The sequence below is a fragment of the Halalkalibaculum sp. DA384 genome (genome assembly GCF_043951955.1).
Classification (GTDB): Bacteria; Bacteroidota; Rhodothermia; order Balneolales; family Balneolaceae; genus JAMQKA01.
In genome coordinates, this window is record NZ_JBINJE010000016.1 from 85,289 (window position 1) to 97,966 (window position 12,678).

The window sequence follows — 12,678 nt, forward strand, 5'->3', positions numbered from 1 at the left end:
TGCAGGATGGGAACTTACCCGTTATCTCTCGTTTGATTCTGAAAATCTGTAAAAGATTCCTCAAGATAGGCGCCTTTAGCTATGTATGACAGAACCGGGGAGAGTGTCTCGGCATCCGTAAATCCGGAAATGTGTAGCAGGTAGTCGCCGTTGGGAGCCAGCAGCACCACCGTCGGGACATAACCGGCCCTTAGCTCTTGTGCCAGTGATAGTGGAGTATAAATATTATTGCGGTACTGGACTGTTGAGCTGTTGTCGTCGCGATTGAGGCGGGTCAAAATAAAATCTGATGACAGCGTTTGGGAAAGAGCCGGGTACACTTCCTGTTTCATCTTATGGCACCAGCCGCACCACGGCGCCCAGATATCCACCAGCACCGGTTGGTCAGCCTCGTCGGCCAGGGAAAGGGCTTCCTCAAACGGGTGCCATGTCAAGGGCTGTGTCTGTGCCTGGGAAGTGGCGAGGATCCCGATAAGCAAAAACATCAGGCCGATACTACCGGTTTTATGATAACTCAACCATTGCATAGCGGTATGGTTTTAGGGGTCCGTTTGTTTTGCCCTTTATCTCAGGTTGAGACGTATCCCAAGGGAAAAGGTGCGTCCAACGAGCGGGCCCCAGGTGTAGATCGTGTCAAACTGTGGTCCGAACGGGCGGGCGGCGTCCACTAGGGGGCTGCCCTGCCTGAAATCGAATATATTTTCTATCGAAAGGTAGCCCTCAACGCCGATTCCGTTGCGGCTGTTTACATTGCTAAACTCTTTGGTGAACTTCAGGTCGTGGGTGGTGTAAGCGGGCGACCAGCGATCGCGTCCGAAATTTTCGACGTAGCTGTCTGGCATGCGCTTGGGACCCACGAGGCTGCCCGTATACCCTATCGACAGATCGAGCTTTCGCAAGGTGTACGTGGCGCCAAACGTTCCGGTGTAGTCGGGGGCATACGTCAGGGACTGGCGCTGCCCGTTTTCTTCCGTAAAGACATCCATGAGGGTAAAACTTATGTTGTAGCTGAAAGGGAATGCGGTAAAATTTTGGTCGGCATCAACCGAGAAGCCGCGGGTGACCGAAAAGCCATCCAGGTTTTCATACACAATCAGGTTGGGATCCTGGTCATAGTCGGGGATAATTTTGTTCGAAAAGCGGGTATGGAAAAGATCCATCCCAAGGGTCATGGGATTGGCACCAAACGAAATGATATGTTCGGCACTGGCCGTAACACTCCGCGAACGTTCCGGGTCAAGGTCTTCGGTAAAGACGACCTCACGCGATCCGGTCAGTGCGGCATGATCTTCTGTAAAGACATTCACTACGCGAAATCCGGTGCCCCCGCTGGCACGGAAGGTGGTTTGCTCCGAAAGAGCATACTTGGCCGAGAGCCGGGGAGCGGTGACAACTCCATGTTCCCGCTGATGATCAAAGCGGATTCCACCAAGCAGGGTAAGGCGACCCAGCGATAGCTCGCTTTGGGCAAAGATTCCGGGAATAAAACGGCGCTCGGCTCCTCCCGTTGTGGCAGGCGTATTGTCATCGTAGGACTCATAACGGAGGGTACCGCCTGCCAGAAGGTGCAGATCGTCAGAGAGCGGCTGGCTCCATGTAGCCTGCCCATAGATGATCTCCTGGCGGGCATCATAATGTTCGGTCCCGTAATAGCTGTCCTGGTCGTGATGGGTCAGGGCGCCATTGAACTGCAGGCGCTGATTCAGTCCCGGTGGGCGATAGTCGACCAGTAATTCTGCCCGCCGTGTGTAGATCGATTCCCCGTAAACCTGGTCGGAACCGCGCAGTTTATCGGAATAGGCCTTGACACCGCCCGTTCGATTCTCGTTATATAGTTTTGTGGCCAGGTTGAGTCGCTCCTCTCCATCGGCTCCTTCTAGCGTGCCTTTTCCAAAAAGAGAGAGCCTCGAATTTTTGGCCACATCATTGAACTGGTCGTCATTTTTGTCAAAATAGTTCTCCATCCGCAGCGCATTTCCACTTATAAAGCCTTTGAAGCGTCCAACTGTTGGGGATACGGCCAGGTTTATGTTCCCCTCCTCGGTGCTTTTGACATAAAGGTCAGCCGAAAAGGGAGGTGTGACAGCCGGATTTTTCGTAATAATATTCACTACGCCGCCAAGTGCCTGGGTGCCATAAAGCGTGGACTGCGGGCCTTTTATGACTTCAACCTGGTCGATGATGGTGGGACTGATGCCATTAAGTCCGTATACAGATGCCAGGGCACCCATAATAGGCATCCCGTCGATAAGCACAGCCGTATTCGGACCCTCCACGCCGTTTATTCGGATCGCATTGGTGCCGCAAACTCCACAGTTGAGCTGCGTTGACAGGCCGTTCACGGTATTGATAAGATCCATGATGTTGGAGCTTGTTTTTCCCTGCTGCAACCGCTGCGGCGTGACCACAGCCACCTTTACCGGTGATTCCTTGACATACGTTTTTCGCATGGTTCCGGTAACGACGACCTCTTCAAACTGCTCCGTCTTTGGTTCCAGCTGGATATCGACCGTAATGACCTCCGAAGCACCGAGAACTAACTCCTGCTTGTATTCCTGGTACCCGACGGCCGAGACCACAAGGGTATAGGTTCCCGGACTCACATTCCGGATGAGAAAGTTACCCAGCTCGTCCGAGGCTGCTCCCTGCTGAGTTTCAGGAATGGCAACATTGGCTCCTGTTACGGGCTCTCCTTCACTGGAGATCTGTCCTTTGATAGTGCCGGACCCGGATTGCCCATATATTGATAACGGAATAGTGAAAAGAAGTATAACCAGTATTCGTACCATTTTGTACCTGCATTAGCCGCGATTAGTTAGAATAAAGTTAAGGCAATATTTAATTTTAGTCAAAGCTAAAAATATTTTTATTCAAACGATATCTGTTGTTGGTACCCGGTTGGTTCTTTGTAAACGTGGGCAGGAAAATATCAGGTTATGCAAGAGCCTGGCTGCATTTATCACAGAAGATTGATTGATCAGGGGCAGAAGAAGTTTTCCTCCGTTTGGGGATTTTTTGACAGAGTTGCGGGAGGTAATGCCTGCCAGTCGGCTGGCGGTAGAGGCCTAGAGTCCGATGCTGTTCCTCAATCCGCTCAGCAGGGATTTCCACCAGTAGTGGAAGATCGATTTTTGAGGATCCCGCTCAAACGATACAGTCCCTTCCCGGAGGGGAAGCCGGTCGTTGTCAGATTTTATTTTCAGCGTATTGGCCAGGAGGGAGAGAAGCTCGTTGCTGGCACCCGTTTCAATATCCTCGCGGTCAAGCATCTGTATGTTGAGTCCATTATAAGCCATGATAACAGAACCGGTAGCTGAGTCCGGGGCCAGTTCCATTGCGAACCGCATGGAATCGATTCTGCCGGAAGTGATTCTCGCAAATGCCAGGGGCTCCAGGACAGGGTTTAGTTCGTCCATCTCCATTTTTCCCAGGGTTCCTTCAAGGGTATGGCGGTTGGGTTGATCCAGGGGAAAGGTGGCCCGGAGATGCAGGGGAGCGGCATCCATGATGCTGGTTTGGGCTGACAATTCTATGGCTTCCCGGCTGGTTCTGAGAGAAGCCTGATTTGCAAGGCCGGTGATCGACGCTGATAGATCTCCGAATGTGATGGTGCCGGCCCTGGAGGCCTCCGGCTGATGTTCGGAATATGTTATCCATGAATCAAGGATTGAAACCGTATCGATTGCGATTCCCGTTGAAAGGGTGTCGAGGGCCTGATGGGGAAGGGGGCGATGCGGCTTTGCAGGAAAGGGCATCCGCTTGTCGTGGAATATCTCCATTTTGGCGCCATTAACCAGCACATGTTGTGCCTGCAGCTTGTTCCTGAAAATTGTTGAAAGATCCGGTTTCACAATGTCGATTCGGGATATTTCCAGGTCGATACGGTCGGTTTCAAATCCATGATGCTCCGCAAATGTGTACCTGGGATAACGGGGGGTAACAGCAAGCGAGTTCATGGTGAGGGAGGAATCGCTGCTGGAGATGTACAGGCTATCCAGGCTGAAAGTATAAAAATTTTCCGGAGTTTGGCTTTGCAGTTGTTGGGCACTGATATGCAACGACCGGTACCGGATAAAAGGGGGATTGGCCGCTGTCGAGGAATCGAGGGTGACTTGGTCAAGCTGTATATCGAGCTGTTTTACAGCGGTCTCGATAGAGCTGTCTGCCGGGTGCCGCAGCTGTATGCTGGCATCTGTAATGCCGAAATGCTGTACCTGGATGGGAGGCAGCCGGTGGTTAGACAATTCGGTTAACCATTTTTTTTCGGTGGAGTCTGGGCGGCGAACACGGCCTCTCAGGTTTATGGAAGGCCGGTCAATCGAAATGTCTTCAATTCTAAACATTCCGTTCCGCAGGTAAGGGAGGAGTCCAACATTATCGAGGTGTATAGCGTGAACTCGAGTTGGAGCAAAATGTGCCGAGTCATCTGACGGCGAAGCGGGGCGCAAGATTATTCCTGATACCGTTACGTCCCGGCTCAAAAGGTTGACATGTAAATCGTCCATTTGAAGTACATATCGGCTGCCGGCTATTTCCTTCATCTGCTTTTCAAGATAATACTCCAGGTATCGCTGTGCTCCCAAAACCACAATTGCCAAGAGAATCAGGAAGGCGGCGGCAGTAAATATCCAGGATTTGAACGATCCGTGGTCGGTATATTGACTCGATTCCGGCATACCTGAGGATATAAAAGTGGTTCAACAGTTGGTTGACAGACATCACCGTCTTACGCACGTCAGATGGAAGTTATTACTAAATTAGTCCAACTGCCAAACATGATGAAAGGATGCGTGCCAGAATTTCCTGGGACTGAGCAGTTCTTTCAGGGGAGAGGATGTTCAAAAAACATGTACTCCCGGACCGGTTTTCCATTGATGAGGTGTTCCTGGATAATGCGTTCGAGCACGTCGGGGGTACAGGAGTGGTACCAGATTCCATCGGGGTAGACCAGGGCGATGGGACCCCGTTTGCATATCCGCAGGCAGTTGGCTTTGGTGCGATAGATGCCGCCTTTACCATCCAGGTTTAACTCCTTCAGTCTTTCTTTTAAAAATGACCACGATTCGAGCCCGATCTCTTTTTTGCAGCACTTGGGCTTGGTTTGATCAGCACACAGAAAGATATGCCGTTTAATAGAATCAACTTTTAACTCTTTCGCTTTTTCCCGTGCCTGCTTGCTCATGTCACCATTTTTATCTTAACGTGAATTTGGTCGTGAAACTCCTTCAGTGTAGTGAGTTCGGAGGTAATGCAATGGAATTAACAGTAAATATTGACGATCCACAAGGCTGTCCCAGCCGCAATACTTTTTATCTGGCGAAGGGCGTGGGGAATGAGGAATATAGATTGAAGAATAATGAATTTCGAAGGGGAGATCGTATGAACGAGGTATAGCATCATGTCCAAGACCGGAAAAATTTCTGTCTGACGAGGGACGGGCACCTCATCTGAGCAGCGGACGGTACGCGATCCGCCCCGAGGAGTTAAATTCTTCTTGATTGTTGAGTTCCTTTTGTATCAAGCCAAAAGGGACATCTGCATTGTGAAGAATAGTCTCCAGCTTTTTTGTTGGGCTTCTTCATCCTCTTTCCCTGTTCATTTTGTACAACCAAAAAGCCGTTGCCGGAGATTAGGTATCTGTTATAGCGAATAACAAGTCACAAATAGCGGAACGGCACTTCCGCTGCATTTACGAGGGGGGGACTCATAAATCCACAGGCCGGAGTGGATAAAATTTAGATTCCTGGCAGCCACAAGTCCAGAAACTCCCCCGCCTCAAACAAGGTAACAGCGACCAACTGGTTCCTCTTCGACTGTTAATTCAGGTAGTAACGAAATCCAAGGGCCCCGTTGAGACCAAAATTGAAATCGTTGAACAGTATAGTCGGTGCCAGCTCAAAAAATACATCAGCCGGGGCCGCTTCAAACTGGTAGCTTGATCCGAGTGGAAACCGGATACCGAAATCAACATCATCGGTAACATCATTGTAATCAATGCGGCCGCCAAACCCGTAGTAAAGGCGCATAAGTCCCGATTCCAAATTTAAGTTGCCCTCTCCGTTGCCGTGGACCACAAAATCGGTATGCATGTAAAATGTGGAAAGGTCGCCAATACTGAACGACATTCCGCCGGAAAGTGCCATATCCTCATTTAGCCACGCTTTATAGCTAATACCTGTGGGACCGTTGATCATACCGCCCAGGCCGATACCGTCATTCTGGGCGTGTGCAGTGTGCGAGATAACGGTTAACGTAAAAATTAGCAGAGCGACAGAGGCTATCTTTTTCATAGTCTTGAATGATTAGTTTTAAATTGATAAATGATCTTGTTTGTCTCTATTATGCTGAGAGTGTTGAAACCCGGGCTAGTCCTGGATAAACGCCTGAACGAATGGGCGAAACCCTGGTATTGGGCAAAATAACCCTTTTTCAAAACTCTTGGTTAATATAGCGATTTTATCTTATCCCCTGGAAGTAATTTTGTGTAGCATGATACTGTTTTTGATAGAGTTACCCAACCAAAACGGGATGATCATGTGATTTCAGGGGAAAGCCCTTCTCTTCATCGGCCCCATTTATATCAGCAGGGCTCCCTCGTGTTGTAGAAGCCATTTCTTTCGTTCAATGCCTCCTGAATATCCCACCAGTGTTCCCCCGGCGCCAATTACCCGGTGGCAGGGAATAATAATTGGGATCGGATTTTGTCCATTGGCGCGGCCCACCGCACGAACGCTATTGGGATTGCCCAGTGCGTCTGAAAGCTGACGATATGTTACGGTTTTGCCCATCGGTATATCGGAAAGCGCTTCCCAGACCCGCTGCTGAAATCCAGTGCCCGCGGGTTTGATCGGAAGATCGAACCGGGACCGTTCGCCATTGAAATACTCCTGCAGTTGACCCCGTGCCAGCTCCAGTACCGGGAGGGATGAATGACGGCCGGAGGTCTCCGCGGCGAATTCCAGCTTAGTTAGATATTCTTCTTCCGCAAACAGATGCAGAGTGCCGATCGGTGAATGGAATTCATCTCTAATCATGTCGCAGAATAGGTAAAAAGAAGAAAAATTAAAATAATTTGTAACAGTAAGTGATGAAACTACTCTTATAAATAGAACAAGCGCTCAAGTTTGTCTCTCTAAGACCCTAATCTAGTTAGTCAACTAGTCACTCCTAAATGCTGAAACCTAAAGCATGAAACCCGGGACGGACACTCCCGGGTTTTAATTTTTTATATCCCCCTCTGGAAAACAACTAAACTTTTTGGCTGTCGTTTTTAGTGGTTCATAATCTCCATGGTTTATTATTTGGGACTTTTGCAGAACCTGCTCTTCTGTTGGGAGATGGTTGTGCCACCGATCTTTTTAATCGTTTAAAAGGGAATACAACGCCCTCAAAACGAGGATATTAGGATTTTCAAAACCCTCTATTTGATCATTAACAGGCTGATCACCACGAACAATAGGGCCAGTCCCGCCGTAAACAGGAATGTTCCGGTAATGTCCCAAAAACCGTAAATGGTCCCCAGAAGCACCGGTCCCAACGCCTGCCCACCACGAATTACGGTCCAGTTGACCGAAAGAAAAGCAGCCCGGTGTTCCGTCGGCGCCTGGTGCGTCAACAGGGTAAGCACACTGGGTATGTTGATCCCCTGCGCAACTCCAAAAAGAGCAATTGGAATAAGCAGCATCCATATATTGCCTGTAAAAGGGATAATGAGAAATACGCTGATATAGATGACGGCGGCTGTCAGGATCAGGTTGGGTTCCGAAAACCGGGCCGTAAGTTTGCCGAGCTGGGAGGAGGTCAGAGCCGTCACGAATGAGGAACCCGAGAGGATAATACCGATGACAAAGGAGGATTTGCCAAACCGTTCATCCATGAGGATCGGGAAAAAGGTTAGATACCCGCCGTACAGCATTACGAAGGTGAGAAAGTTTGCAGTGAACAGACCGATTACTTTTGTTGACTGAATGGAACCAGCAACGTTCTTGAGGTATTCAGTCAGCGTGGTGCCGTTGCTGGGTTCCGGGTTTTGCAGGACCATCAGCACAAAAAGGCCCGTAGGAATAGCCAGAAGGGACAGGTAAAATGGGAAAAACCAGCCCAGGGTAGCCAGTGCACCACCGATCGCGGGGTAGGCGGCCGTACCGATACTCAGCACGCTGGAGTTGTACCCCATGGCTGTAGCCCGCTGGTTGCCGGAGTAGAGGTCGCCGATCAGGGTTATGTTGAGCGCTCCCAGTGATGCGCCGCCGATGCCCTGGAGAAAGCGCAGAATGAGCAGCCAGCTGAAATCGGTGGCATATGCACACGCGGTTCCACTTATTCCAAACAGGAAAAGAGAGGGAATGAGCACTGCTTTGCGTCCAATCCGGTCGGCCAGGACCCCAAAAACAGGGGTAAGAAAAATGCCCGGGAGGGTAAACATGGTAATGAGCAGGCCGATTTGCTGGTTGGAAACCTCGAGCACACGCCCCATCTTGGGCAGGGCCGGGGCGATGCTGGCAACTCCCATGACGGCTGAAAGGGTGACGCCAAATATGACATACAGGTTTTTGTCTTTAAGGAGGGATACGTGTTTTTCGGTAGTGATACGAGCGTTTTTTATGCGGTTTCAGTCAATTTTATAATATACCTGGCTGGCAGGTGACAATGTGCACATAGGCCATACAGAATAAGAAACAGGTTGAGATCTATTTGTTACAGTAACATAAATGGTGAACAACAAACAGAAAAATTCTGAAAAAAACATCACAAAGATTCTTTCAACGTCTCGTTCAATCGATCTTCTGACAGGGAGGATCTTTAATCAGGCCAATATAAAGAAAAATGAACAGGATACGTTCCGTCAGCAACTTATGAATTCTAGAAATAGATTCGGTACAAAAGCGAAACGCCAAAACCTGCCTCGGGCCTGATTTCCTTGATCCTGGACAGGTGCTTTCGGTAGGTGGTATCAAGGATGTTTTCAGCGTTCAGGGAAAAGGTGTGCAGCACAGCTCCCGACTGGAGCCGGTATTGTCCGAAAAGATCAATTACGGCGTATCCCTCTGTAGGGGTCTCAAAATCCCCGGTCCGGGTCTGCCGGGCTGCGAGTCGGAGGTTGGATCCCACCTGGAATCCACCTTTGGCATACTTAAGGCCCAACGACCCTTTGAAAGGGGGGATCATGGGGAGAGGATGCCAGGTGGCGCCTGCTTCGGCACCGGGCTCCTGGTTATTTAGTTTCCTGCTGGCGTGGGTATAGCTGAGCGATCCGGAGAGCGCCCAGAAATCCAGTAGCTGAACCTGGGAGGATGCCTCTACACCCTGGAATAACGCGTCTACGCCGGTAAACTGGTAAACATTCAGCGATGGAAACCGGGCACTGGGCTGACCGGTATTGCGCGGGTATATATAGCTGTCGAAGGAGTTGTGATAAAAGCTGAGTTCGGCAGTGGTGGTACTGGTTTTGTACCGGAAAAAAAGCTCTTTGCCCAACCCGCGTTCAGGGTCAAGGTCGGGATTTCCCACCTCATAGGAGTAGGAAGCCAGGTGGGGACCCTCGGAGTACAGCTCTTCCTGCGAAGGGGCCCGGAACGAGTGTATCCAGGTGGTTCCGGTAAAAAAACCGTTACCCAGGTCATATATAGCGGTTGCAGAACTCGCCAGTGCACTGAAGGATCGTTCTCGTATAAAACCGATTTGGGAATCGGGATCTCTCTGTGCAGGGGTGGTTTCTACGTAATCGAACCGTGCTCCCAGCTCCAGGTGCAGAGCTCCCACATCTTTTTCCTCGATGATATATCCGGCCAGGCTGTAGGAGTCGGAGTCGGGGGTACGGGCGCCCTGGATTGCATAGTTTTTGGCTTCACCCCAAAGACCCATTTTCCCGCTGTCGAAGAAAGCGAGGGTTCCGTGACGGGCAAATACCGAGGCGTTTCCCGTTAATACGCCGAATTCTGTTCCTATATCTCCGCTTGCCTCAATTTCCCGATGGTAATAATTTTTATAGGAAATATCGGCTTTTATCGATTTGAAGGTGGAGTTGTTGAGAAATACTTCAGAACCGGCTTCCGACTGGTATTTCCTCATCTCAATATCGACCCCTTGGGGATGTCCGCCCTCGGGATTTGGGGGAATACCGTAGTTGTTGAAGTATACGCTGGAGGCAAGCCCGGCATATCCCCAGGGACGGATGTAACTGAGCCCCAATGCGTTATTGGTAGATAAAATACCGGAATTTTCAAGTTTGCCCTCGGGAGTAGCGGTATTTCGGGCAGATCGGAGATTGCCATCCAGCTTCAGGGCGAGGGTTTTGCCGAGGGGTGCACTGGCTTCAAGTCCCGCAACAGCCCCGGTGTTGACAGATTCACCCTGCAGGCTGGCGGAACCGTGCAGATGATCGGGCTGGCTTGTAGCTATCTGGTTGCGAACAATGTTGATTACGCCGCCGATGGCATTCGATCCGTACTGCAGTGCGGCCGGACCGCGGGCGATCTCAATCTTTTCAGCTGACATGGGATCAACTGTTACTGCATGGTCGGCAGATTGCCCGGACACGTCGCCGGTACGCTCACCGTCCTGAAGTATCAGCAGTCGCTCGCCCCCCAGTCCCCGCACAACGGGTCGACCCGGCGCTGAACCCATGGTCCGTGAACTAAACCCGGGCACCTCATCGAGTGTGCTGGCCAGCGTAGTGCCCAGATCCTGCCGTAATTCGGTTCCAGAGATGGTTTTGGAGGCGTGTTCGAGGCTGGAGCCGGTTCCGCGCTCGTCGGTCGCAATCACTTCTACGGCTTCAGAATTCAGTACGGTGGGTCGCAGGGAAACCGCTATCTCAGTGGTTTCGTTTTCTGCTACCCGTACGGTTTGGGAGATCGTTTGGTACCCGACACGATAAACGGACAGGGTATAGCTGCCGGTTGGGACGTTGGTAAATTCAAAGCTGCCGTCGCTGTGGGCTGTAACGGTACGATTTATCTCTTCAAGATGTAGATAGGCGAAGGCAACGGGTTCGCCCGTATCTCTGTCAGTGACAGTGCCGGCCAATATACCGGTCTCTTCGTCAGGCAAAGCCACAACGGTTTGGCTACCGATGAATAAAAAAAGTACAAGCGCGATGGTGCAAAATCTCATGGGTCGTAAATTTTTTGGAATAACCGGGTAAGGGTTCAACAGGCCTTACCCGGTGAACTATTCCTGTGAGCTAATGGAGCTGGCTGCCACCGCTGCTATTCATTTTGATTTACGGCGTCAACATGAATTTCTATAGCCTCGTCCTGTGTTACAGCGGGGGTTTCAAAGTCGGCATGGTCGCCATGCAGCAGCTGAAACTGCACTTTGGATGCTCCGGCACTTTTGCCGTGCATATGGAAACTCCAGCGCCCGTCTTCATCATGCTGTTCGATCGACAGAATATTCTCATTCTCAATATTCCAGCCGAGGCTGTACTCCTCATCCAGGTCCTCATCATGAATATGTTCTCCCTCTTCGTTGAGGAATTCAACAGTAATAAGGGCGGTCTCTTCACCTTCATTGATATGGAGGTCGCCGGTGACCTGGCCGTTAAAGTACTCAATGACGGTTTCACCATTCATTATTAGTTCCAGGCCATATGGCTCGGAGTGATCATCATGATCACTGTCGCCATCGGAACTTGCAGGATTATCACATGCTGTTATTAGCAGGGCAAAGGAAAAAAGCAGTGTAAACAGGGAACGTGTAAAATATGGTGTGGTTTTCATGGGTCTATAAATTGGTTGTAAAATAGGATATGGTTCGTCAACAATGGGATACTCACCGCTATGCCACGTGTCGCTGAACATTGGCAGTACCAGGTGGTAACCGGTTCATTGTCTTCAAAAAGATATATCAGCCGAAAACAGGAGGGGACCGGCCTTTATTTACAACCTCAAATACAGAGATGGGGTCAAAATCGCCTTCAATAGTCAACTCTTCTGACGAAAAACGTACGATACCGCTGGACGTATTGGACGGCAAATCTGTTTTAAATATATAACCGCAAATCGGACAGGGAGTCGTATCGGTAGAGATACAGTTCCCGGTGTCAGCAAAATCCTCCGGGTGGTGATGGTGCCATTCCAGGTCGTGATGAGAGTGAAGCGTAGAGATCGTAAGCCCGGTAGCCATAAAAGCTATCAGGGCGAGGCTGACACATAATTTGAGTCTACGCTTATACATCGGCGGTCTTTAAATCAGATTAGGCTGTAAAGTTAAGATAATTAACGTAGTTGTGCTAACGCGAAGTATGAAAATGTATCAGAATATTAATTTCCCCATCCACACAAGGTCTGCGAGTTATCGAAGATTGAGGTATTGCATTTATTTGGTGTGCAGGCAAAACCGCTGGTGGGGAGATGATCGAGCCGCATAATAGTCCTCCCTGTGAAGTTAAGGAGATGTTGACTGGCCTAAATTCAATTGATTAATCAATTGAAGATTCGTCAAATGTACCTCCAGCCCTGTTGTACGCCGGGGAAAGGACTTTGTATGAATTAATTCCAAAAAAATTACAGGGTACCCCTTTTTTGAATTGTAATGACAATGAAAAGGGATGTAATAATGTAAAAACGGAGGAATCTTGGATGTTTGCGATGAACGAGTAAGCGAATGGGTACGGCGCATTCGTGAGGGGGACCGGTCCTCGTTCCGGGAGCTGTTTTTGGCCCTGTATGAGCC

The 12,678-nt window shown here is 49.9% G+C and carries 10 protein-coding genes; all 10 read right to left on the bottom strand.

From position 1 onward, the window contains the following. Positions 1-14: 14 nt before the first annotated feature. The 10 genes from ACG2E4_RS10830 to ACG2E4_RS10875 all read right to left on the bottom strand — a co-directional run bounded on the left by ACG2E4_RS10830 (position 15) and on the right by ACG2E4_RS10875 (position 12,180). A complete protein-coding gene (locus tag ACG2E4_RS10830; RefSeq protein WP_395276549.1) occupies positions 15-527 on the bottom strand; it encodes a thioredoxin family protein in 513 nt (170 codons plus the stop codon). Between the two features lie 36 nt (positions 528-563). Continuing rightward, positions 564-2,789 carry a TonB-dependent receptor domain-containing protein gene (locus ACG2E4_RS10835; protein ID WP_395276550.1) on the bottom strand — a complete coding sequence of 742 codons (2,226 nt, stop codon included), beginning with the start codon at positions 2,787-2,789 and terminating at the stop codon, positions 564-566. Positions 2,790-3,065: 276 nt separating this feature from the next. Then, positions 3,066-4,676, bottom strand: coding sequence for a DUF748 domain-containing protein (locus ACG2E4_RS10840; protein ID WP_395276551.1), 1,611 nt, complete (start codon positions 4,674-4,676; stop codon positions 3,066-3,068). Positions 4,677-4,822: 146 nt separating this feature from the next. After that, positions 4,823-5,182: a (2Fe-2S) ferredoxin domain-containing protein gene (locus tag ACG2E4_RS10845; RefSeq protein ID WP_395276552.1), complete on the bottom strand. Its 360-nt coding sequence runs from the start codon at positions 5,180-5,182 to the stop codon at positions 4,823-4,825. A 634-nt stretch (positions 5,183-5,816) separates the two neighbouring features. Beyond that, on the bottom strand, positions 5,817-6,290 hold the full coding sequence (locus ACG2E4_RS10850; protein ID WP_395258617.1) for a hypothetical protein: 474 nt from the start codon (positions 6,288-6,290) through the stop codon (positions 5,817-5,819). A gap of 285 nt (positions 6,291-6,575) precedes the next feature. Continuing rightward, positions 6,576-7,034 (bottom strand): methylated-DNA--[protein]-cysteine S-methyltransferase, encoded by a 459-nt coding sequence (locus ACG2E4_RS10855; RefSeq protein WP_395276553.1) that lies wholly within the window; start codon positions 7,032-7,034, stop codon positions 6,576-6,578. 386 nt (positions 7,035-7,420) lie between these two features. Continuing rightward, complete coding sequence (locus tag ACG2E4_RS10860) at positions 7,421-8,605, bottom strand: MFS transporter (RefSeq protein ID WP_395276557.1); 1,185 nt, start codon at positions 8,603-8,605, stop codon at positions 7,421-7,423. Between the two features lie 257 nt (positions 8,606-8,862). Next, complete coding sequence (locus ACG2E4_RS10865) at positions 8,863-11,115, bottom strand: TonB-dependent receptor (RefSeq protein ID WP_395276554.1); 2,253 nt, start codon at positions 11,113-11,115, stop codon at positions 8,863-8,865. A 95-nt stretch (positions 11,116-11,210) separates the two neighbouring features. After that, a complete protein-coding gene (locus tag ACG2E4_RS10870) occupies positions 11,211-11,723 on the bottom strand; it encodes a hypothetical protein (protein WP_395276555.1) in 513 nt (170 codons plus the stop codon). A 127-nt stretch (positions 11,724-11,850) separates the two neighbouring features. Next, positions 11,851-12,180, bottom strand: a complete 330-nt coding sequence (locus tag ACG2E4_RS10875; RefSeq protein WP_395276556.1) for a hypothetical protein — start codon at positions 12,178-12,180, stop codon at positions 11,851-11,853. Positions 12,181-12,678 lie beyond the last annotated feature (498 nt).